This window comes from Plesiomonas shigelloides (assembly GCF_900087055.1).
In the GTDB taxonomy this organism is placed as follows: domain Bacteria; phylum Pseudomonadota; class Gammaproteobacteria; order Enterobacterales; family CAMTGL01; genus Plesiomonas; species Plesiomonas shigelloides.
This window is the reverse complement of the sequence record NZ_LT575468.1, coordinates 1,530,297-1,553,797: the sequence shown is the minus strand read 5'-3', so window position 1 is coordinate 1,553,797 and position 23,501 is coordinate 1,530,297. Positions and strand designations below refer to the sequence as shown.

Annotated in this window: 21 protein-coding genes; 8 read left to right on the top strand and 13 right to left on the bottom strand. The window is 49.8% G+C overall.

Annotated features, from left to right (window positions below; genetic code table 11):
* Window positions 1–157 precede the first annotated feature (157 nt).
* Complete coding sequence (locus NCTC9997_RS06735) at window positions 158–868, bottom strand: DUF5677 domain-containing protein (protein WP_064977635.1); 711 nt, start codon at window positions 866–868, stop codon at window positions 158–160.
* Between the two features lie 313 nt (window positions 869–1,181).
* On the opposite strand from NCTC9997_RS06735, the gene NCTC9997_RS06730 reads away from it, so the two are divergent.
* From NCTC9997_RS06730 to NCTC9997_RS15485, 3 genes are all read left to right on the top strand, one after another.
* On the top strand, window positions 1,182–1,646 hold the full coding sequence (locus NCTC9997_RS06730; RefSeq protein WP_064977634.1) for an ASCH domain-containing protein: 465 nt from the start codon (window positions 1,182–1,184) through the stop codon (window positions 1,644–1,646).
* A 456-nt stretch (window positions 1,647–2,102) separates the two neighbouring features.
* On the top strand, window positions 2,103–2,387 hold the full coding sequence (locus NCTC9997_RS06725) for a hypothetical protein (RefSeq protein WP_156669242.1): 285 nt from the start codon (window positions 2,103–2,105) through the stop codon (window positions 2,385–2,387).
* 545 nt (window positions 2,388–2,932) lie between these two features.
* Window positions 2,933–3,229 carry a YkgJ family cysteine cluster protein gene (locus NCTC9997_RS15485; protein WP_010865012.1) on the top strand — a complete coding sequence of 99 codons (297 nt, stop codon included), beginning with the start codon at window positions 2,933–2,935 and terminating at the stop codon, window positions 3,227–3,229.
* Between the two features lie 918 nt (window positions 3,230–4,147).
* On the opposite strand, the gene NCTC9997_RS06715 is transcribed toward NCTC9997_RS15485, so the two are convergent.
* A complete protein-coding gene (locus NCTC9997_RS06715; protein ID WP_064977633.1) occupies window positions 4,148–4,810 on the bottom strand; it encodes a hypothetical protein in 663 nt (220 codons plus the stop codon).
* Window positions 4,811–5,051: 241 nt separating this feature from the next.
* Between NCTC9997_RS06715 and NCTC9997_RS06710 the strand changes: the two genes are divergently transcribed.
* Window positions 5,052–6,023, top strand: coding sequence for an integron integrase (locus tag NCTC9997_RS06710; protein WP_036768467.1), 972 nt, complete (start codon window positions 5,052–5,054; stop codon window positions 6,021–6,023).
* Window positions 6,024–6,028: 5 nt separating this feature from the next.
* Here NCTC9997_RS06710 and torS read toward each other — a convergent pair whose 3' ends face one another.
* Window positions 6,029–8,890 (bottom strand): TMAO reductase system sensor histidine kinase/response regulator TorS, encoded by a 2,862-nt coding sequence (gene torS / locus NCTC9997_RS06705; protein ID WP_064977632.1) that lies wholly within the window; start codon window positions 8,888–8,890, stop codon window positions 6,029–6,031.
* 80 nt (window positions 8,891–8,970) lie between these two features.
* Between torS and torT the strand changes: the two genes are divergently transcribed.
* Window positions 8,971–9,996: a TMAO reductase system periplasmic protein TorT gene (gene torT, locus NCTC9997_RS06700; protein WP_064977631.1), complete on the top strand. Its 1,026-nt coding sequence runs from the start codon at window positions 8,971–8,973 to the stop codon at window positions 9,994–9,996.
* A gap of 37 nt (window positions 9,997–10,033) precedes the next feature.
* Here torT and torR read toward each other — a convergent pair whose 3' ends face one another.
* On the bottom strand, window positions 10,034–10,729 hold the full coding sequence (gene torR, locus NCTC9997_RS06695) for a two-component system response regulator TorR (protein ID WP_064977630.1): 696 nt from the start codon (window positions 10,727–10,729) through the stop codon (window positions 10,034–10,036).
* A gap of 136 nt (window positions 10,730–10,865) precedes the next feature.
* Between torR and torC the strand changes: the two genes are divergently transcribed.
* The 3 genes from torC (at window position 10,866) to torD (ending at window position 15,463) form a co-directional block, all read left to right on the top strand.
* Window positions 10,866–12,029 carry a pentaheme c-type cytochrome TorC gene (torC, locus tag NCTC9997_RS06690; protein ID WP_064977629.1) on the top strand — a complete coding sequence of 388 codons (1,164 nt, stop codon included), beginning with the start codon at window positions 10,866–10,868 and terminating at the stop codon, window positions 12,027–12,029.
* Window positions 12,030–12,040: 11 nt separating this feature from the next.
* Entirely contained in the window at window positions 12,041–14,620 is a 2,580-nt protein-coding gene (gene torA, locus NCTC9997_RS06685) for a trimethylamine-N-oxide reductase TorA (protein WP_064977628.1), read from the top strand.
* Between the two features lie 141 nt (window positions 14,621–14,761).
* Entirely contained in the window at window positions 14,762–15,463 is a 702-nt protein-coding gene (gene torD / locus NCTC9997_RS06680; RefSeq protein ID WP_064977627.1) for a molecular chaperone TorD, read from the top strand.
* 93 nt (window positions 15,464–15,556) lie between these two features.
* Here torD and ccmI read toward each other — a convergent pair whose 3' ends face one another.
* The 9 genes from ccmI to ccmA form a co-directional block, all read right to left on the bottom strand.
* Window positions 15,557–16,807, bottom strand: a complete 1,251-nt coding sequence (gene ccmI / locus NCTC9997_RS06675; RefSeq protein ID WP_064978456.1) for a c-type cytochrome biogenesis protein CcmI — start codon at window positions 16,805–16,807, stop codon at window positions 15,557–15,559.
* Window positions 16,807–17,343, bottom strand: a complete 537-nt coding sequence (locus NCTC9997_RS06670; RefSeq protein WP_177331143.1) for a cytochrome c-type biogenesis protein — start codon at window positions 17,341–17,343, stop codon at window positions 16,807–16,809. Before NCTC9997_RS06670 ends, ccmI begins: the two co-directional genes overlap by 1 nt.
* Before the next feature lie 26 nt (window positions 17,344–17,369).
* Entirely contained in the window at window positions 17,370–17,981 is a 612-nt protein-coding gene (locus NCTC9997_RS06665) for a DsbE family thiol:disulfide interchange protein (RefSeq protein ID WP_082935497.1), read from the bottom strand.
* Entirely contained in the window at window positions 17,978–19,945 is a 1,968-nt protein-coding gene (locus NCTC9997_RS06660) for a heme lyase CcmF/NrfE family subunit (RefSeq protein WP_064977626.1), read from the bottom strand. The genes NCTC9997_RS06665 and NCTC9997_RS06660 overlap by 4 nt, the downstream gene beginning before the upstream one ends.
* Entirely contained in the window at window positions 19,942–20,442 is a 501-nt protein-coding gene (gene ccmE / locus NCTC9997_RS06655; protein WP_039045286.1) for a cytochrome c maturation protein CcmE, read from the bottom strand. The genes NCTC9997_RS06660 and ccmE overlap by 4 nt, the downstream gene beginning before the upstream one ends.
* A gap of 2 nt (window positions 20,443–20,444) precedes the next feature.
* Window positions 20,445–20,687: a heme exporter protein CcmD gene (ccmD, locus tag NCTC9997_RS06650; protein WP_064977625.1), complete on the bottom strand. Its 243-nt coding sequence runs from the start codon at window positions 20,685–20,687 to the stop codon at window positions 20,445–20,447.
* Window positions 20,684–21,457 (bottom strand): heme ABC transporter permease, encoded by a 774-nt coding sequence (locus NCTC9997_RS06645; protein ID WP_010861708.1) that lies wholly within the window; start codon window positions 21,455–21,457, stop codon window positions 20,684–20,686. Before NCTC9997_RS06645 ends, ccmD begins: the two co-directional genes overlap by 4 nt.
* 337 nt (window positions 21,458–21,794) lie before the next feature.
* Window positions 21,795–22,454: a heme exporter protein CcmB gene (gene ccmB / locus NCTC9997_RS06640; RefSeq protein ID WP_010861709.1), complete on the bottom strand. Its 660-nt coding sequence runs from the start codon at window positions 22,452–22,454 to the stop codon at window positions 21,795–21,797.
* A gap of 6 nt (window positions 22,455–22,460) precedes the next feature.
* Window positions 22,461–23,078, bottom strand: a complete 618-nt coding sequence (gene ccmA / locus NCTC9997_RS06635; RefSeq protein WP_039045288.1) for a cytochrome c biogenesis heme-transporting ATPase CcmA — start codon at window positions 23,076–23,078, stop codon at window positions 22,461–22,463.
* Between the last annotated feature and the right edge of the window lie 423 nt (window positions 23,079–23,501).

Genomic DNA, 23,501 nt, shown 5'->3' with positions numbered 1-23,501 from the left:
GTAAGTGGACACAGGCACGAAAGCTAAATAGATGCGAGCCTATTAACATTTAGTTAAGGGGCATAGCGCAGCACGCTTGCGTGCGCAGCGGTTTGAAATGGGCATAAAATTCGCGTAGCGAATGCCCATTTCAAAATGTCCCTGCTTCAACTTTTTGTTATGATGCTTTTCCGTGATATACACAAGCGAATGCCTTTATTTTTGATTCAGCCCCTCTGCCACATCGTGCACCTATTATTTCACAAACCTCTAAAAGCAATACTTCTAAAACCTCTATCACTCCTTTTTCTAGCACGCTAGGAGTATTCTTAAATAAATCATTGTTTAATTTATTTAATATAATATTCCCATCACATTGCACCTCAACTCTATTCATTAAAAGTGAAATTCCACTATGCGTATGTGATGAAAGCTTTGAGTAAACCACTTCATAAATACTTTTGCGCCCAGCCAAAGTGAATTTTTTATTAATAGACATTTCTGTATATGTATCTTCTCCACTATAGATTTTAAAGCAATCATCTCTTCGCAACTTGTATTTTCTTTTTTCACCACGCGACTTTGCCATTTCTTTTTGTCTAGCAAATAACTCAGCCCACAAATAATTTACATAATTAGGTTCCAAATCAATATTCTTTGCATCAACATAACATTCAATAATACATCTAGCTATTGATTGTGTGCTTGCATAAAGACCGCATTCATATAGTTTAGTAAATGCTTTCGTTTGCTCAATCATTGAAGCAAAAACCCCAACCATAGTTGTATATGCATAATTTTCATTACCATCGCCTTTAATAGCATCGTAAAGCTCAACAGACATCTCAAATATTTTATTTAACGTGTCCAGATTATTTTCTGAATTCATAATTCACCTTCATATCATAACATTTAGTTAAGGGGCATAGCGCAGCACGCCTGCGTGCGAAGCGGTTTGAAATGGGCATACAATTCGCGCAGCGAATGCCCATTTCAAAATGTCCCTGCTTCAACTTCTTGTTATCACGGAGCCGATGCAAGAAAAACAATGTAAAGCCCCGAACAATACTAGTAGCCTAACCTTGAGCTTTTACAGAAAATAACCCCGTTCACACAGCTGAACGTTATATGATAACCTAAAGAAAATGAACGCTGATGTTCACTTATCAACGCTGACATGAGTTAATCAGGATTAATGAATCATGGAAGAAAGAAGTCGGTTATTCTTAGAGCAGTATCTCAATTCACTACCTGATGAAGAATTTGAAAAATACACCTCGTTTAGTACAGACTATTTTTGCGCAGATGAATACAACGCAAACTTATGTGCAGATTTAATATTAAAAGGAGAAAAATGTGCATCAAGTAGTCTGGAGTATTGGTATACGCACGGAGATGAATCTATGCCACAAGTTGGACATCTTCAAGTTGTAACTAACTGGGAAGGCAAGCCGATATGTATTATCGAAATCACATCAGTAACTAAGTGTCCATACAATCAGGTTACAGAGACTTTCGCTGCATCAGAAGGTGAAGGAGATAACACATTGGAGTGGTGGAAAAACGCTCATCGTACGTTTTTCTCACATGAATGTACTCAGCTTGGAATAGCGTTTCAGGAAGATATGATCTTAGTTTTAGAGCATTTCAAGGTCGTGTATCACTAAAATAATCACAGCAACTATGGCCGCTATTGGCGAAAATTCAACAGCTATCTTTCCTCAGCTTATAGCCTAGTACTACGCAATCTTACAAAAGCTACATTCGCAGAAAATATAGATTAAATGCCCTTCCTGATAACATTTAGTTAAGGGGCATAGCGCAGCACGCCTGCGTGCGCAGCGGTTTGAAATGGGCATAAAATTCGCGTAGTGAATGCCCATTTCAAAATGTCCCTGTTTCAACTTTTTGTTATCACTGAACCCGATACTCGCACTGCGATGTGAGCTAACCGCTCACAACACACGAGCTAACTTTACTTCAATAGAAAAAATGACAACAAATCACAGGGTAACTCGTTGCACAGGGTGACACCGAGTGCATACAGTGTTACTGTATCAATAATTTCAGCTTAATAACGCTGTTAGCTTTCAGTATGAAATACAATTAAAATTGGAGTATATATGGCACATTATGATATTAACAATGACCAAGATTTGCGCAATATTTTTGGAAGCCCAATAACTTTAGCTATTGGAGATACGGTGTCAATTAATCACATTAACATTGGCGTCACTAATGAACCAGTGGTTAATGTATCTCCAGGTAACAAAAATCAAGCATATGTGATTCAGTTAAAAAGTACAGTATGCATTCAAAAGTACAAATCCCCTATAAGTGGGTTAATTATTATATTTGACTCAGCGTCTCCTGTCCCTAAAGCTGATATATTGTATTTATTAAAATAAACCAATAAAACATGTAAGACTGTTCCCCAATAATTGGCATTTTGGTTTACGTTTAATTTTATGCTTTCAGCATAATACGCTAATTGCGGTGGTCAGCGTTGCTCACCACCTAATACCTCGTTAAAGATATAGAGTTTCCCATTCGCCATAGTACTCTACTACGGCAATGTTAAGACTCTCTCATGCAACGACAATGTTAATTTATCGCCCTTTATGATAACATTTAGTTAAGGGGCATAAAATTCGCATAGCGAATGCCCATTTCAAAATGTCCCTGCTTCAACTTCTTGTTATCACGGAGCCGATGTACGATAAGCCATATGTTTGACGAAAAACCACATAATGACCTAACCTGCTAAACAGCAGGTATAGTAACCCCATGATAACCTTGGGCAACCAAATTGATGATTAACATTTACACGGCACCCACAGTTATAAGACAAGTATTCATTTGTTTCGTAATAAAGCCTTGAAACGTACATAATGCTTATGGCTAGAGGTTTTAGCTATAGTACAATAGACTGTCTTTTCTACATAAGTTCGCCATGAATATTCCTATCACAATTCAGCCAGAAAACGAAATATTGTGCTCAAACTGTCAGGCTTGCTGTTGCAAGCTAGAAGTGATGATAATTTCTGATACTGGAGTTCCTAGGCACCATATTGCTGTCGACAAATGGGGTGGCGAAACGATGCGACGCTTAGAGGACGGTTGGTGCTCTGCTTTGGATCGTGAAACTCTTCTGTGCACCATATATGAAAATAGACCTTGGATTTGTCGTCAATTCGAGATGGGATCATATGAGTGCCAAGAAGAAAGAAAAGACATGCAGAAAATATAATTAAAAAATCTTATCTTCAGCTAAAACATAATTTATTAATGCTGAACGATTTCAGTTAATAAATGCACATTACCATTCTAGCACTCACCTACACTCTTAGTTCAAAACCACTCCTGATAACTTCTAACTAAGGGGCATAACGTAGCATGCTTGCATGCGCAGTGGTTTGAAATGGGCGTAAAATTCGCGCAGCGAATGCCCATTTCAAAATGTCCCTGTTGAGTTTTTTGTTAGCTGAAACCCCAAGGTAGCTAAAAACACTAGATTTGCCGACCAACTAAACAGGACAATAGATCTTGGCGAGCATTGTACTGGCCCTATTCTATTCACACACTTCCACGTGACTCGACCATTCGCCACCTGTTGTGCAAAAGAACTCTGATTTCGTGCAGCTAAACACCATGCAAACAAGAGGAAAGAATACGATTTTGCAGTTGTATCAAAGTTTGCTATGCCAAAACTCTCAGTTGCAGCCGAACCAGCTGACTGGAAAGAAAACAGGATTACATTCGCCTACACCGCAGACTCTTCAACGCGACCGCTCACCTACAATGCACAGGATTGGAAAGAATACTGACTTACCGTGAACACTGAAGATACATCGGCAACTTGGCCAGATTACGCCGAATACGCTACTGGAAAGAATACGACATTTACGTAAACGATGAAGTAGCCAAGACAACTCCCCCATTCAACGCAAAAGCTAAATCGAAGAAAAAATACAATTGAGCCGTAAAAATATACTATAGCAAGAGCGCAAATTTGACCCACAAAAGCCTATTAAATTCGCCTTTCAGCTAACATTTAGCTAAGGGGCATAGCGTAGTACGCTTGCGTGCGCAGCGGTTTGAAATGGGCATAAGATTCGCGTAGCGAATGCCCATTTCAAAATGTCCCTGCTTGAGCTTTTTGTTATACCTAAATTCCACGTATTTCCGTTCGCATCTGATTCATTAGCAACTTAGACTGCACCTGAATATCTGATGATATATCATTAAGTTTAGCTAAATATTCTTCCTGGACTGAAGTTTGCTGATTTAGGACTATCTCCGTCCATTTACCCATGAATTCATGTGCGGTGTTCATTGATAATTCAGTCAAGTCTTCCAACTGTTGAAAAGTTCCAAGCATCTCGTCAGTCGCTATCAACTTTAACCTATTAGACTCTGATTTTAATTTTAAAAAATCTTCTCCTCCTTCGCGCATAATGAGTGAGATTTGTTGGCTAAACCATACCAACACTTCGCGAGCTTTCTCTTGGTTGTTTTCAACTGAAGCAGCCATAAAATCATTAAGGTATTGATCGAAAATAGGCTGCATCCGCCCCATTATTTCACGCTGATTTTTCTTCCCAAATTGATCCAAGCTAGCAACATAGTTTGCATATTCAGTGGCTTTCAAGTCAAAGACTTTTAAGCGCCTTTCGGCATCAAACCTTAAGTCTTGCTCTAGCCTTTTAAGTTGCCTTTCATGCCATGATTTAAATAGAAATACGAATACGATCCACCCCGCATTGATCAGCCCAAACAGCCAAACATAGTACTGCGGATCTTTTTTAATTATTTCGTAAATACTGCTCATGTGCTTCCTTAGGTATAACAATTTATTATACAGCCTCTTTCCATATAGTATCGCACTCCCTAGCCCCTATATCCACACAGGGGCTCTTCTCCCAAACACCGAATCCAACCTAAAATCAATGTATTAACCTGTAATTTGCATCTCAAATTTGCAAGATATGCGGAAATTTTGAACTTTGCGGCAGGCGAAAGGCGGAATTGCATTTATAGTGTATGCATATACAGGCTTATCTGAGAATTTTATGCGTAAACCCAGTTCTCCTTTCCTTGCTAGTATCTATGAACTGATGCTGACTCAGCGCTATGCGATGAACACTGTTGGCGCTTATATCTATTGGATTAAGTTCTATATTCGCTTCCATAAGCTGCGCCATCCATCCAAGATGGGTGAGCATGAAGTGCAGACATTTTTGACTTATCTGGCTTGTGAGCGACAGGTGTCGACAAAGACCCAAGCGCAAGCTCTCAATGCCCTGTCCTATCTCTATAAAACCGTGTTGAAACAGCCATTGAGTATGGAGATGCAATTTCAGCACAGTCGTAAATCGCCCAAGTTGCCTTCGGTGCTGACACGTACTGAGGTGCGCGATCTGTTGTTGGCGATCCCAGCACATTTACGCCTAGCGGCGCAATTGATGTATGGCAGCGGTCTGCGACTGATGGAGGTCATGCGTCTTCGTGTGCGGGATATCGATTTCGACTACCTGTGCATCTGCGTGTGGAATGCCAAAGGTGGCAAACATCGGCGGGTAACATTAGCTGCGGAGCTGGTCCCTGCGATTAAGGAGCAAATCGCTTATGTCCGCCAGTGCTTTGATGGCGATCGCGAAACGGAAGGCTACGATGGGGTGAAAATGCCCTATGCATTAGCACGAAAATACCCGAATGGGCCAATGGAGCTTGGATGGCATTATCTTTTTCCTGCCAGCCGCTTAAGTCGCGATCCGGAAAATCACGCACTTCGTAGGCATCATTTGGATGCCACCACATTACAAAAAGCAGTGCGCTTTGCGGCGCGTAAATTACAAATCACCAAACCGGTAAGTTGCCATACGCTACGCCACTCGTTCGCGACTCATCTGCTCGCTCGCGGTGCGGATATCCGCACGGTGCAGGAGCAACTGGGCCATTCGGATGTGCGCACAACCCAGATCTATACGCACGTCTTACAGCAAGGTGCCAGTGGCGTGCGCAGTCCATTTTCTGATTTGTAGTGTGGCTATTCACCTTTTGGGGCAGCAAGCCAATGCTGAAGTGCTGAGAAACTGCTTCGAGTGACATGCTCTAAAGCTTGTTGTGTGCTTGGTACTAACGGATCGTTTTCCAGTTGCTGGCACAAGCTTGTTGCTTGCTGCATCGCTAAGCTCGCACAGCTACTTTTCAGTGAATGTGCCAGCTCAGAGATGGCTTTGTCATTTCCCTGTTCAAACTCTGTTTGAATACGCTCCAATAACGGTAGACTATGGGTTTCAAATAAAGATACCCATTTATGCAAGCGGGCGAAGCCAAATCGCTGATAGTCGTCTCGTAGCTGCTCCAGATTAAGTAAATCAGCTGTACTAACTTGCGCACATTTATCGATAACACGCTCTTCACGCGTATTTTTACCGCTTGGTTGCTCTGCAACACTGGCTTGCAGATAATGTTTCACTAATCGGCATAATGTCTCTTGCTGTACGGGCTTTTGAATCAAACCACAAAATATATCGCGGATTTTCTCACCTAACGCCTTATCTAAGACATGAGCACTAAACGCGAGCCGTGGGATCTGCGGATAGCTTTTCGCCAACATCACCGCCAATTCAGCGCCATCACAATCAGGTAAGGACAAATCAACCAGCATTCCATGCACATGTGCAAATTCTCTCGCCAAAACGGCTCTTGCTTGCGCGCCGTTTTCCGCCACCAACACCTGCGCACCACTGCTTTCCAGCATCTCGCACGAGAGCTGGCGAATCAAGGCATTGTCTTCTATCAGCAATAAGCGCAGGCCATCAAGGGAGCAATCACGTTCACCGCTGTATTGAGCGGGTACCGACGCAAAACGTAACGGCAAGCGCAGTGTAAAACAGCACCCCTCTGCCGGGGTGCTCGTTACAGAAAGCGAGCCATCCATCGCTTCGGCCAGTGATTTACAAATCGCAAGCCCGAGGCCGGTACCACCGCTTTGTCGCCCTAATTGCACAAACGGCTCGAATATCTGTTGTAGCTGCTCAGTCGCTATGCCACAACCTGTATCAGTGACACTGATTTCCCAGAGCTTCTCAGCCATGCTACAGCGCAGCGTGATACCGCCCTGCTGGGTAAAACGCAGCGCATTGCTGATCAGATTAACGATGATTTGTCGGATACGGCGCGGATCACCAAGCAATATCGTATCTCGAGTAATGTCCTGAGTACCCGAATCCACCAGCGCAAAGCTATCTACGGGATGTGAGTCAAAACGAAGATAAATACCTTTTGCCGATGCCCGACTTTCCATCAACCGAACAATACTGCGCAGCAAACTGTCCGGCTCAAAGGGCTCATCACTGATAGAAACCTGCGCTTGCCCTTCTTCAATAGCCGAATAATCCAGAATATCATTCAAGATAGAGAGCAATGACTCACCTGAATCATTAATCGCCTGCACATAATCGCGCTCTTTGGATGACAAATCAGGTTGCTGTGACAAACGCTGCGCAGTACCCAAAATGCCGTGTAGAGGCGTTCGGATCTCATGACTCATGGCCGCCAAAAAGGCAGATTTAGCATGATTGGCTTTTTCTGCTTCTTGGCGCGCCTGACGATGTTGCACCACCAGCGATTGCAGCTCATCAGTGCGTTCGCGAACTTCCTCTTCCAGATGTTCTTGGTGATAACGCAGTGCACGTACACTAGAGCGAAAGGCGTTGGCTAAGCGGTTGATGCTTTGCAGCTCGCGCATGCCATCAGTTTGTGGAAAGGCCGAATCCAATCGGCCGTTCAGTAGGGATTGCAACGCTTGAGTATGACGCGCTAAAGGCAGCGTGACTTGCCGATACACTAAGCGCCACAAAATCAGACACAGGGCAATCAGCGCGACAAGGGCTAAGCCGAGCAACCAGCGTTGTCCGGTTTTTTGTGCGCTACGTAGCTGCTCCAACGCCTGCGCATTGCGCTGTTCAATTTGCGCAACTTGGCGATTAATTTCATCGCCAAAACGGGTAAACAGCTCCAGATTCTTCTGGCTGAATGCCTGCAGTTGCCCTTGGATGTGATTGATGTTTTTGCATATATCAATCAGTGCTTGATACTGCGAGATAGTCGTAATCGCTTCGGCCAATTCGCGTCGAACGCCGGGGTCTTCTACCCGCAAATGACGACGGTGTAAGATGCGTACCGCCTGCGCCAGTTGTTGCTGTTGCTGACTTAAGAGCGTATCGCCTTGTCCATCGCTTAACCCATTGATGATCTTCTCTACCCGCATTGCGCTTAAGCGCAGCTCAATCATCTGATCAAGGTAGCCCAAATCCACATCGGCCAGCTGATCGAGCGCGCGCAAGGTGGCGTCACGCTGATGTTGCTCGACCAAATCATAAATCCCCGCTTGCGTTGCACCGGCTGAGGTAGCCGCGATGCTGGCTTGTCCTTTAGCGAGTTCCGCAATTTTGCTCGTGGCTTGGGCTATTTCTTCGCGTAAATTGTCACGCTGTTGTTGCAACGTAAGGCGCTCGCCCACCAGCGAGCCTTGCTTGCCGAGTAACGAGGTGATCTCTGCCTCTTGCTGTTCAATAGCGGTAGTATCAAAGCCTAACGCTTGCAGTTGCGCTAACAAACGGCTGATTTTCAGACTCTGCGTGGTCAGCATTCGCCCTTGGGCTAACCACTCTTGTTGCGTGGTGGCGCCAGTGAGGTTTTGCGCCGAAACCAGCTCATAAGCACTGGCTTCGCTCAGCTCACGGGCGATGTTCATGGTCGGCAGCAGCGCATGAGTATTACTCTGCTCCACGGTCTCGACAAAGCGCAGACTCAGCCATCCCACCAGCGCACTGGCCAGTGTCAGTAACGCCATTAAGACAAATGCCAGCCATAGGCGGCGTGTTAGCGAGGGAATAGCCATCAGCGCAGGTAATCACACAAGAGGGTTGAGTTAAGGGTCGCAAAACCTCTAGCATAAGGCCTGATTGCGAGGGAGTGAATATGCGCGCCGTTTTTTTCCTATTACCGGTCTTACTGAGTTTGCCGCTAGCAACTGGCTATGCGCAGTTGCGCCACTGGCAATCGGAGCAGCATTCTGTTCCTTTGGATACCGCTTTATCTCCGACACCGAAACCCGCTGATAAGCCATGGAAGCTGTGCGCGCTCTATCCCAGCTTGAAAGATTCTTACTGGCTTTCGGTAAATTTCGGCATGCTGAAAGCGGCACGCCGCTATGCAGTGGCCCTAAAAATTATGGAAGCCAGTGGTTATAACCAACTGCATACCCAGCAAGAGCAAATTGCACAATGTCGACACTGGGGTGCCGATGCACTGATCGTCGGCAGCAGTACTGCACAGTTACCACAGCTGAAAACCTGGGCCGGCCCACTGCCGGTAATTGAGCTGGTAAACGCCACCCATAACCCGCATATTGCAACCCGAGTTGGCGTACCTTGGTATCAAATGGGCTATTTACCGGGGCATTATCTGGCACAGCAGGCAAAGGGAAAGCCGATGAATGTGCTGCTGATGCCCGGTCCGCGAGATGCTGGCGGTAGTAATGAAATGCTGACCGGCTTTAAACAAGCGCTCGCCGGTAGCCAATTACACATTGTAGATATCGCGTATGGGGATAATGACACCGAAGTGCAGCGTAACTTGCTGCAAGACATGCTCGAGCGTTATCCGAACATTGATATTGTGGCCGGCACGGCGATTGCCGCCGAAGTGGCAATGGGTGAAAACTTACGTCGCGCCAAGCCGCTGGAGATTGTTTCATTCTATCTGTCGCATCAGGTGTATCGCGGATTGAAGCGCGGCAAAATTGCGGTGTCGGCCAGCGATCAGATGGTGTGGCAAGGGGAATTGGCGGTCGAGCAAGCAGTACGCGTGCTGCAACACTTACCGGTGAGCAACAATATCAGCCCACCGCTGTTGCTGCTAACGCCGCACAATATCCATCGCAACGAAATTACCCGCTCATTATCGCCGCTGGGATTTCGGCCGGTGTACAGCTACCAGCCGTAGGTAAGTCTCACGCTGAGAGCTATAACGCACCGTGGCATTAAGCCACTTCGGCAGCCAGCAAATAACCTTCCCCGTGCTGAGTGACAAACAGCTCGGGGCGCAGTTTATTCCGTAAACGTCGGATCAGCACATCCACGGTGCGTAAATCAGGATTCTCCACCCGATTCGCCGAGAGCATGCGCAGCAGACGCTCGCGACTTAGCACTTCCCCCGGATTCGTCACGAACGCCAGCAAGATTTCATACTCGGCGCGCGTAAGTTTGATTGGTGTATCGTCTTGCGTCAGGGTATGGCGCGCCACATTCAGGCAATAGCCATCAAACAAATAACAGTTCTCTTGCCCCGCGGCGGGTTGTGCCTGTTTGGCCAAATCAATACGCCACAGCAGATTCTTCACCCGCACCACCAACTCGCGCAGCTCCAAAGGCTTGGTGACATAGTCATCCGCCCCCATTTCAAGCCCGACAATGCGGTCAATCTGATCGCAGCGTCCGGTGACCAAGATAATACCCACCGTGGAGCGCTCACGTAACGCTCGGGTCAGCATCAAGCCATTCTCACCGGGTAAGTTGATATCCAACAAAATCAGATCCACAGGCTCGAGCAGCATCAGCTCATGCAAACCCGCGCCACTGGCAGTCACGGAAACCCGATATCCTTCCTGTACAAAGTAATCTTCCAGACGCGCCTGCGTCACCGGATCATCTTCCACAATAACAATGTGATGCGGCATTCGGTTGCCTCGTGGCAATCTGTTCATATCTGTTCATATTTTGCCGCATCGTATTCATGATGACCAGTCACCCTGTTCATATTTCATCAATAAAATTGTATCTCGTGTGAAACCATATAAATCACAGGGTTAAGGAATGAAGAAATTGTGGGAGAAACTGACCAGTCCCAGCGCGCGCTGGTCGGTATTGGCGCTGCTGATTGCCGGTATCGTCATTGGGCTGGCATTGATTATTGTGCCGCATGTGGGGATCAAGATGACCAGCACCACCGAGTTCTGTGTGAGCTGTCACTCCATGACACCAGTGTATGAGGAGTACAAGCAATCGGTGCACTTTAAAAATGCCGCCGGCGTGCGTGCCGAGTGCCATGACTGCCATATCCCACAAGATATTCCAGGGATGATCAAGCGTAAACTGGAAGCCACCAGCGACATCTACCACACCCTGGTAACCGGTAAAATCGATACGCCAGAGAAATTCGAAGCTCACCGCGCCGAACTGGCTGAGCGGGAATGGGCGCGCATGAAAGAGAACAATTCAGCCACCTGCCGCTCTTGTCATAACTATGATGCGATGGATCACGCCAAGCAAAATCCAGAAGCGGCGCGCATGATGGAAATTGCCGCAAAGACCAACCAATCCTGTATCGATTGCCATAAAGGCATTGCGCACCAATTGCCCGATACCAGCAGCGGCTTCCGTAAGCAGTTTGACGATCTGAAGAAAACTGCCGATGACAACGACAGCGGCGACACGCTGTATACGCTCGATATGAAACCGATTTATGCCGCCAAAGGCGATAAAGATGCCGCCGGCTCCCTGCTGCCAGCCTCTGAAATCACCGTACTGAAGCGTGATGGTGATTGGATGGAAGTACAAATCACCGGCTGGACTGAAACCGATGGTCGTCGTCGCGTTCTGTCATTACTGCCGGGTAAACGTATTTTCGTCTCCTCAATTCGTGACCAAGTGCAAGAGCGCGCCAAAACACTGGAAACCGAAACCGTTGCCGGTACGGGTGTGGAATGGAGCAAGCTGCAAACCACCGCCTGGGTGAAAAGTGGCGACATGATCAACGACATCAAACCAATCTGGGCTTACGCCGACTCGATGTACAACAGCTCCTGTAACCAGTGCCACGGCGCACCAGATAAAGCGCATTTCGATGCTAACGGCTGGATTGGCACCTTAAACGGCATGCTTGGTTTTACCAGCTTGGATAAACGCGAAGAGCGCACCTTGCTGAAATACCTGCAAATGAATGCTTCCGACACCGGCGGTGCCGATCAGAAACACTAAGGATTAGAACGATGAAAATACAAAATAGTGTTCCAGAGACCCGTACTGCAGCGCCTCTGATTCAGGACAGCGTTAACGTATCGCGTCGCCGTTTTCTGGCTCATTTAGGCGGCCTGACCGCCCTTGGCATGCTGAGCCCTTCGCTGCTGGTGCCGCGTAACGCCTTCGCCGCGGATGCAAGCGGCGCGGCCAACTCTCAGCAAGGCATTCTGACAGGTTCTCACTGGGGCGCAATTCGCGCTACCGTGGAAAATGGCATTTTTGTCGCCGCCAAGCCGTTTGAAAAAGACCAGTATCCTACGGATATGATCAACGGCCTGCCTGATCATGTGCACAATGCCGCTCGCATTCGTTACCCAATGGTGCGCATTGACTGGATGCGCAACAAGCACAAGAGTGACACCACGCAGCGCGGCGATAACCGCTTTGTGCGCGTGAGCTGGGATGAGGCGCTGGATCTGTTCTACCAAGAGCTGGAGCGCGTACAGACCACCTACGGCCCGAGCGCCCTGCTGACCGGCTCGGGCTGGCAGTCTACCGGTATGCTGCATAACGCTGGCGGCATCATGGGTCGCGCCTTGGCACTGCACGGCAACCGTGTAGGCACCGGCGGCGACTATTCCACCGGTGCAGCGCAAGTGATCCTGCCGCGTGTGGTAGGCTCGATGGAAGTGTACGAACAGCAAACTTCATGGCCGTTGGTGCTGCAAAACAGCAAAACCATCGTGCTGTGGGGCTCTGACATGCTGAAAAACCAGCAGGTCAACTGGTGGTGCCCAGATCACGATGTGTATGAGTATTACCATCAGCTGAAAGACAAAGTGGCCAAGGGCGACATCAAGGTGATCAGTATCGACACCGTGGTCTCCTCCACCCATGATTTCCTTGGTCGCGATAAAGTGCAGCATGTGGCCATCAACCCACAAACGGATGTGCCGTTGCAGTTGGCGCTGGCCTATGTGCTGTACACCGAAAAGCTCTACGATCAGCACTTCCTCGATACCTACACCGTCGGTTTCGCGCAATTCCTGCCGTATCTGCTGGGTAAAACTGATAACCAGCCGAAAACCCCAGAATGGGCAGCGAAACTGACCGGCATTGATGCTGACACCATCCGTACGCTGGCACGCGAAATGGCCGCAGGCCGCACTCAAATTGTGGCCGGCTGGTGTGTGCAGCGTATGCAGCACGGCGAACAGTGGGCGTGGATGGTAGTGGTGCTAGCGGCCATGCTCGGTCAAATTGGCTTGCCGGGTGGCGGTTTTGGTTTTGGTTGGCACTATAACGGCGCCGGGACGCCAACCCGCAAAGGAGTGATCTTAAGCGGTTTCTCTGGCTCGACTTCCGTGCCGCCAGTACACACCAGCACCGATTACAAAGGCTATAGCAGTACTATCCCTATCGCGCGCTTTGTCGATGCCATGTTAGAGCCGGGCAAAGTAATCAACTGGAACGGCAAGCAAGTCACCCTGCCGGCGATTAAAATGTGCGTGTTCAGCGGTACTAACCCGTTCCACCGCCATCAGCAATACAACCGCATGATTGCTGGTTGGCAGAAACTGGAAACCGTAGTCGCCATTGATAACCAGTGGACCTCAACTTGTCGCTTTGCCGATATCGTGCTGCCAGCCACCACACAGTTCGAGCGTAATGATATCGACCAATACGGTAACCACTCTAACCGTGGCCTGATTGCCATGCACAAAGTGGTGGAGCCGCAATTTGAAGCGCGCAGTGATTTCGAGATTTTCCGCGATCTGTGCCGCCGCTTTAACCGCGAACAAGCCTTTACTGAAGGGATGGATGAGATGGGCTGGCTTAAGCACATCTATAAGGCCGGTCAACAACAAGGCAAGGGCCGCGGCATCCATATGCCTGACTTCGAAGCGTTCTGGAACGGCTCTGGCTATATCGAATTTAGCGATCCGCAACTGTTTGTGCGCCACCAAGAGTTCCGCGACGATCCTGATTTGAACCCACTCGGCACCCCTAGTGGCCTGATTGAGATCTTCTCGCAGACCATTGCCGACATGAACTACGACGATTGCCGTGGTTACCCAATGTGGTTTGAAAAAGAGGAGCGCTCTCACGGCGGCCCTGGCTCTAATCGCTTCCCACTGCACCTCCAATCGGTTCACCCTGATGCACGTCTGCACTCGCAGCTGTGTGAGTCACCAACCCTGCGCGCCAAATATACCGTCGGCGGTAAAGAGCCGGTGTATATGAGCCCGCAAGATGCGAAAGCGCGTGGCATTAAAGATGGCGATATCGTGCGTGTCTTTAACGATCGCGGTCAGGTGTTGGCTGGCGCGGTAGTTTCCGATCTGTATGTGCCGGGCACTATCCGTATTCAGGAAGGTGCGTGGTACGATCCGGATAAAGGCGGCGTGATTGGCGCAATGTGTAAGTACGGCAACCCGAACGTGTTGACCATCGATATCGGTACCTCACAGCTGGCGCAAGCCACCAGTGCGCATACCGCTATTGTCGAGATGGAGAAATACACCGGCCACGTTGAGCCCGTCACGGCATTCAACGGCCCAATCGAGATGGTTGCTGAGTGCAGCTATGTGCCTAAACCAGCTAACTAATTAGTCTGCGAACTCATTAGTCAGCGAGCTAATGAGCCCGAGAACTGATTAGCCTGCGAGCAAGTTAGTCAACGCGCGAATCCGCACACAGCCTTGAGGTCGTTACGGCCTCAAGGCAACTTTAAGCCCAAGGGACATCCTATGCCACAACAAGCGACCCCACTTAGTGCGCAGCATTATGCCTGTCTGTATGCATGGCTTGCTGGGATCTTTGCCCGCGAGCTGGATGATACGCAGCTCACTCAACTGCAATCAGCCGACCTGCAAGCTTGGTTAGACTTTATGGACAGCCAACCGGCCCTGCATGAAGCATCGAGCAATGTGCGCCGCGCCATCAGCGCCTTGCTGCTGCGCCCCGATGCGCGACTGGAGTTAGCCGCCGATTTTGCGGGTCTGTTCTTAATGACCGACAAACAAGGCGCGCTGCCGTATGCCTCTTGCTATGAAGGTGACAAGGTGCGTTTTCGCCGCGATGCCTGTTTGCAAATGCAGCAATTACTGCGCGATGCCGGCATGAGTGTACGCAGCGAGTTTCACGAGCCAGAAGATCATCTGGCGGTAATTTTTGAGCTGCTCAGTCATCTGAAATTTGCCGCCGGTGAATTTGCTGCCGATGAACATACCGCTGCGCATGATGAGCTCGTTACCCTCAATTCATTGCAGCAACGTACTCTGGGATTACTGCTGATGTGGCTGCCTGATTTTGCGGCACGCTGCCAAGCACACGATCCATTTGGCTTTTATGCCGCCATCAGCGCGCTGGCCCTGCAACTGGTGCAACTGGATGCTGCTCAGATTCACGCGCCAGGAGCTCAACTCGCTGCTGATACATCAGCAATTTAACGCGGGTTAGGTTTCACCGTATTTCGACATAAAAAAGCCCCGCATCAGGCGGGGCTTTTCTTGGCTTAGCTTTGTTAGCTTAGCAGATAAGCATCACTGTGCAGGCGGCATGGGCATCATCGGCGCAGCATGTGGATCTGGACGATGATTCACCTCGACGGCTACCGGCTGATTGGCCTGATACGGCTGTACCGCGCTCTTACCGCTTAAGACACCCGGCGACATAATATCCGCCTGCCCATCAATCACCTTCACTTTCACTTGCAGCGAAGAAAGCGACGACAGTTTACGCTCTGGCATCATGCTATCGGCATCAGAAACAGTCACGGTTTGTGGCAGTTCGCCCAATGGAATTTGACGCACCGCAACCGGCACCGGACTTTGTCCGTCAGTCACCAGTACCACCAAACGCGCCGAAGCCGGTAAGCTGCTACGCAGTGTCGGCGGAACATCCACACGCACTTTCAGCGCTGGCGCTGTGATACCGGCGCGCGCTTTTGCCGCTTCAATACTGCGCTCCAGCAAGGTGCGACGAGAATCATCTTTAGGCATCATCTTCAGCATCACTTCCCAAGCACCAATAGCTTGCTGGTAGTTCTCCTGTTCAAATGCACTAAACGCCAGCAGCGCTAACGCCTGCATGTTCTGATGATCTTGACGCAGTACGCGCTTTAGCAACCCTTCGGCTTTGCGGTTATCGGCCGGATCGCTAGACTGAATCAGCACCTCGGCATAGCCCAAGATCACTTCCACGTTATCCGGCGCCAGCTGATAAGCCTTTTCAAACGCTTGCGATGCGGTGGTCAGGTTGTTAAGCGCCATACCGATGCGGCCTAACATCACCCAATCCGGCAAGTTATTCGGCTGCTGTTGCAACTCTGTACGCAGACCTAATCCCAAACGCGCTAGCTCTTCTGTCGTTAATGGTTTTTGATCTTCATGCTGCACCCGCTCGCGCAGTTGCGGCATTTGCTTGATCACCTGAGACCACTCGGCCATCTGCGATTGACCGCCGGTTTTCAGATAAAACCCCACACTCACCACCAGCAGCACAATGACGCCCGGCACCAATGCCCAGCGCGAAATAGGCTGCGTAGTCGCAGAATTGGCAACCGGCACATCCGCCAGCAAGGTTTGCTGCAGATCTTGCACCATCTCACGCTGTTCGCTGACGACGCCAAGCTCTTCGTCTTGCGCCACTTCCTGCACGCGCTGTTTGTAAAGTGCGGTATTCAAGCGATCACGGGTCGTCTGGTGACTTTCTCCCGGCGCGCGCAATACGGGAACCACCAGCAGTAGCGCACTGACCACCAGCAACACCACGACCAACAGCCAAAATGTCATCATGGTTGTTCTCCGTTATTATTCTTCTCGTTATGGCTATTTGGAGCCGACTTGCCATTTTCCTCCAGCAGTCGCTGCAAGCGCTGTTGCTGCTCTTCAGAAACCACCGCCGCGCTGGTGACGAGTGCTTTATCAGTGCGACGTTTCGCGGTCTGACGGAAAATGATGAACGCGCCGCCCAGCAATACCAACAGCGGCCCCAGCCACAAAATCAGGGTCGAGGCGGTTAATGGCGGATCGTAAGTCACGAAATTGCCATAGCGCGTGACCATGTAATCCACCACTTGCTGCTTGTTGTAGCCTTGTTGCATCAGCTCATACACTTTCTGCCGCATGTCTTCGGCGATAATCGCGTTCGAATCGGCGATGTTGTTGTTCTGACATTTCGGGCAACGCAGCTGCGCGGTTAATTCGCGGTACTGCTGCTCTTGCTCAACGGTGGAAAACTGATAGGTATCAATCACACTGGCATACACCAAACCGGTATACGCCAGTGGCGGCAGTGCCATTCCCACCAGCAACCAGAAAACACGCAACATTTTCTTCATGCTTGCGTTTTTCATTATTGTGCGCCCCCCTGAACAGGAGCTGGAGCCGCGACAGGCTTCGCAGGCAAATCAGAAACCGGTGCGCCGTTATATTTAAGCCACAAAGGCTCAACTTCGCGCTTCCAGATGGTTTCATTCATATCACCGGCATGACGATAACGGATGATGCCTTGGCCATCAATCAGGAATGTTTCTGGTGCGCCATATACGCCCAAATCCAATCCCAGCATGCCGTTACCATCATACAAGCTCAGCGCATACGGATTGCCCAGCTCATTGAGCCACGCGATGGCTTTTTTGCGATCATCCTTGTAGTTCATCCCCACAATGCGCACACCTCGGCTGGCCAGCGTATTGAGGTATTTATGCTCGGCATAACAGGTCGGACACCACGTCGCCCACACATTCAGCAGCAGCGGTTTGCCATCGTGCAGCACGTCTTGGCTGTAGGTTTTCCCTGGAATATCCAGCGATTCCAGCTTAAACGGCGGCACCGGTTTACCGATCAGTGCCGACTCCAGCATGGTCGGATCTTCCCCACCCGCGTTACGCATCAGCTGTACCATAAAGGTCAGCACTAAAATCAAAAACAGCGCCAGCGGGATAAAAAGCAACTTACGCTTCATTTTTGTGTAGTCTCCGGCTGAGTTGTTGCATACACCACGCTGCGATAACGGCGGTCAAACATACAGAGCGCACCACCGATAGCCATCAGCAAACCACCCCACCAGATCCAGCGGACAAACGGTTTGTAATAAATGCGCACCGCCCATGAGTTATCGTCCAGTTGTTCACCCAGTGCGGCGTACAGGTCACGGGTCAACCCACCATCGATAGCCGCTTCGGTCATCATGCTACGCGCATGGGTATAGAAGCGTTTTTCAGCGTTCAAGGTCGCTTCCGGTTTGCCATCGCGGGTCACGTCAATCACCGCCATACCGCCGGTATAGTTTGGCCCTTTGATTTCATGCACATCACGGAAGGTGAACAGATAATCGCGAATTTCTAGCGTATCGCCCGCACGCATGCGCACATCACGCTCGATGCTGTAATTCTGGCTAAAGGCAATACCGATCACCGCTACCGCTACGCCCAGATGCGCCAACACCATGCCCCAGTGGCTACGCGGCAATTTAGTCAGTCCACGCAGCAAACCAAAACGGTGCGTGGCACGCTCATACACTTCGGCCAGCGTCAGGATAATCACCCACAACGCCATCAGCAGACCCACTACGGTCATCGCGGCGATGCGATCGTGCAGTAACCACGGCAGCAATACCGCCAGCGCCACTGAACCGACCAAACCCAGCAGCATCGGCATGCGAATACGACGCAGCTCATCACGACGCCAACGCACCAGCGGCGCAATACCCAACAGCAGCGAGAATGGCACCATCAGATAGGTGAACATGGCATCAAAGAAGGGCTCACCGACCGAAATACTGCCCAAGCCGAGCATCTTGTGCACCAATGGCAGCAAGGTGCCGAGCAGCACCACCAAGGTGGCTGCGACCAGCAACAGGTTATTCAGCAGTAAGAAGGTTTCGCGTGAGAAAAACTCGTGTCGCCCCGGAGTACGCACTTGGCCACCGCGCAGTGCATACAGCAGCAACGAGCCACCAATCACCACCACCAGATAGGCCAGAATGAACATACCGCGCGATGGATCGGAAGCAAACGCATGCACCGAAACCAGCACGCCAGAACGCACTAAGAAAGTCCCCAGCAGACACAACGAGAACGAGGTGATTGCCAGCAGCACCGTCCACGCTTTAAAGGTGCCGCGTTTTTCTGATACCGCTAGTGAGTGCATCAGCGCGGTACCGGTTAACCATGGCATCAAGGAGGCGTTTTCGACCGGATCCCAGAACCACCAGCCGCCCCAGCCCAGTTCGTAATAGGCCCAGAAAGAACCCAGCACGATGCCAAGAGTCAAAAAGACCCACGCAGCTAATGTCCAAGGACGTGACCAGCGCGCCCATACCGAGTCCAAACGCCCCGCCATCAGTGACGCAATGGCCAGCGCAAACGCCACCGAGAAGCCGACATAACCCATGTACAGCAGCGGTGGGTGGAAAATCAGCCCAACATCCTGCAGCAATGGGTTCAGATCGCGACCATTAATCGGGAAATCTGGCAACGTGCGCGTAAACGGGTTAGACGTGAGGATAATAAACAGCAAAAAGCCGATATTAATCATCCCCATCACCGACAACACGCGCGCCACCGAGTCTTGTGGCATCCGACGGCTGAAAAAAGCCACCGCCAGCGTCCACCAGCTCAGCAACATAACCCACAACAGCAATGAGCCTTCGTGAGCGCCCCAGGTTGCCGCAATACGGAAATAGACCGGCAATTGCGAGTTGGAGTTGGTTGCTACATACGCCACGGTGAAATCATTCATCACAAATGCGTAAACCAGACAGCCAAACGAAAGTGTGATAGCTAAAAACATACCGACGGTCAGCGGACGCGCCGTGGCCATCATCCGGCTGTCATTGCGCACCGCGCCCCAGCACGGATAAATGCTCAATAGCAGCGCCAATGCGAGCGCCAGCGCCAGTAAAAAGTTACCAATTTCAGGGATCATGATGCATTCCCATTGGCTGGCGCTGGCATGCTTGGCGTCGGCTTCGCTGGAGTGTGATGGTTGGTTTCCATCGCCTGCTGAATTTCTGGCGGCGTGTAATTCTCATCATGCTTGGCCAGCACTTCGTTAGCCTGAATCACCTGACCCGGCATCAACACGCCTTGCGCCACAATGCCCTGCCCTTCACGGAACAGATCGGGCAATACGCCATCATAGGTCACTTCAACCACGCCTTTGGCATCATACAGTTTGAAAGTCACTTGCAGGCTATCTGGCGCACGTTGCACTGAGCCCGGCAGTACCATGCCGCCAATACGCAGACGTTGGCCGACTTCCGGCTTTTCATGTTGTGCGCCTTTGCCGTTTAGGATCTCACCGGGGGTATAAAACAGGTCAATGTTCGAGCGCAGTGCATACAGGATCAGCGCAATCGTGGTGATCACACCCAGCAGCACCAGCACAACCAGATACAGTCTGTTTTTCCGGCGGGAACTCATTGTCATTCTTGACTCTCCTTATGACTCACAACATGGTCTGAGGCTTTTTGTTGTTTTATTTTCTGCACGCGCTGTGCCCGCGCTTCCTGACGCCGGATTTCGGCCAACAACTGAGAGTGAGTCCAACGGGTATGGACACAAATTCCCAGCAAGGAAATGAAGGTGATACCTACGGCCAACCAGACATAAAAGGCGTAACCGCCCATGGCCAGAAAGGCATCCCATGAATCAAAAAATGCCGTCATGCTTTATTTCCCTTACCGGACACCGCAGACGATGGTGTTGCCGCGCCGCGTAAAGCCAGATTCTTCACCCACGGGCGATGACGCTCCTGAGCCAGAATCAAGTTACGCAGACGCATCATCGTCAAGGTAATGAAGAAGAACAGAAAACCAAAAATACTCAGCCGCAGTGGCGTGCGCATACTCGGTGCGATGCTTTGTTGCATGTTGGTTGAGCCCTGATGCAGGGTATTCCACCACTCAACAGAAAAATGGATGATCGGCAAGTTCACGACGCCAACCAGAATTAAAATACTGGCCGCGCGCCCTGCCAGACGGCGATCGTCAAAGGCGTTATACAGGGCAATCGCGCCCAGATATAAGAACAATAAAATCAGCTCTGAGGTCAGGCGCGCGTCCCACACCCACCACGCGCCCCACATAGGCTTACCCCACGCCGAGCCAGTTGCCAAAGCAATAAAGGTAAACACCGCCCCCACTGGCGCCATCGCGGCGCTGGCCAGATCAGACATCTTAATTTGCCAAACCAGCCCAATAAACGCGGCAATCGCCATTGAAGCGTAAATACCCATCGACCAAATGGCGGCGGGAACATGCAGATACATGATCCGGTAGCTATCACCCTGTTGATAGTCTGCCGGTGCAAAGACAAATCCCCACACCAGACCGGTCACCAGCAGTACCACCGCCAGAACTCCGCTGAACGGGAGCAACCGGCCGCAAAGCTGATACAGCCGCTCCGGTGCTGCGTACTGATGTAGCCATTTCCACATAATTGGATCTCTCTTATTGTCTTGTGAAACTGTTTTCTTATTATCAGCACTCACCATCAACGCATTCGACAGGAGTGCTCAATAAATAGCGGTTCAACAGAGCTGTGCTGTACTTACGTCGTGGCCGTATTGTAATTGCATCATAAAAGTTACACCACGTTACGGTATTGTTTGGCGTTTGCTAATTGTCTCTGTTCTAGCAATTTCGGCTATTCTTTTCTCTGTATTTCACTAGATAGTTCACAGTGATTGTTTAAAGCCCTATTTTCCGCGCGGGTACTTATCCAACCCATTACCCTTTTGAGTTATTTTGCCCAGAATCTCGGGTAGACCACGTTTATTGCACACTAATGCGCAGCGCGGCGGCAGCGGCAAACGGCGATAAGGTGATGCTGCCCATGAGCATGGCGCCTAAAATGGCCAAATAGCCGCTCAGTGGCATGCCCATAATTGACGCATCCAGCGTAGCGGTGGCAAAAATCAACACGGGGATAAACAGCGGCAAAATCAGCAAACTCAGCAGTACCCCGCCCTTGCGTAACCCCACGGTTAATGCCGCGCCAATGGCGCCAATAAAACTCAAGGTTGGCGTCCCCAGCAGCAACGTGGTGGCCATGGTCAACCAGACCTCAGGTTTGAGCGACAGTAATACTGCAATAAGCGGTGATAAAATCAATAGCGGCAGGCCGGTCAACAGCCAATGAGAGATGACTTTAGCACAGACAATCAAAGGTAACGGCACAGGCAGTAGCATCAACTGCTCTAACGAACCATCTAGATAATCATCCTTAAATAAGCGCTCTAAAGAGAGTAAAGAAGATAAGAGCGCGGCAACCCAGATAATACCAGGCGCAATCCGCTCCAATAATTTGGGTTCAGGGCCAATACTCAATGGAAACAAGGTAATCACAATCACAAAAAACAGCAGCGGATTAACAATTTCCGTTGAATTTCGAAACGCAATTTTCAGCTCACGTTTAATTATTGCCAATAGCATTGCATCTTATTCCATATTGCCGAGCCGAAAATGGCGCATATTGGGGTAATTTAAGTCCTGATGCGTAGTAAGGATAATAATCCCACCACTGGAAATATGCCGTTCAAATAATCCCAGCAATTTGGCAACACCGGATTTATCAATGGCGGTCAGCGGTTCATCAAGGATCCAAAGTGGATGTTGGCTAAGCCACAATCGCGCCAGAGCTACGCGGCGTTGCTGACCTGCGGAAAGCTGGGCCACCGGCACATCTTCAAAACCTTCGAGATCCACGTGCGCCAGCGCATCCCACAACGCGTTGTCGTCACACTGCCCACCTGACACTTGCTGATAGAACGCCAGATTTTCATAGGCGGTCAGCACCCGTTTCAACCCCGGATGGTGTCCCAAATACAGCAAGCTTTCTTGATAACGTTCGCGCTGGTGGCGAATCGGCTCGCCCTGCCATAGCACTTCACCGGTATCGGGTAGCGCTAAACCGGCCAAAATACGCAGCAACGTGGTTTTGCCGGCACCGTTTGGCCCCTCAATTTGTACCATTTCTCCCGCACTGGCGGAGAACTGCAAATCATGCAGTAAGACTCGCTCGCCACGTTGGCATGTCAGACTGGAGGTTGTCAGCATGAAAATGTACCCCGTGAATCACCCGTGCGCCTGACACTGGTCTGTAAAAATGCTTTTGAACCGAGCAGCATATAGAAAAAATGCCATTATTACTTCGATACTGGCTGCAGTTTTAATTATAAAATTTTTCACTATAAAAAAAGAGCACTTTCTATTTTGTCGACCTGTTTTGTCGACCTGTTTTGTTGAGCGGTTTTGTCGCGCAGATTGCTGGCGTGTGATTGAGTAGAAATTACGCGCAATCGATATGGAAAGAAGCACTACTGTCAGGCCATTTCGAAATGCAGCGAGGAAGAAAGCAAGAGAAGGAACGAGGAAGAAGGAAAAAACGAAAAAGATAAGCGGGCGGCTCACGCACAAAGATTGAGCTAATACAGCTGAGCACTCACCACCGGCAACCCCAAAAGCACGCCGCCAGTAGTG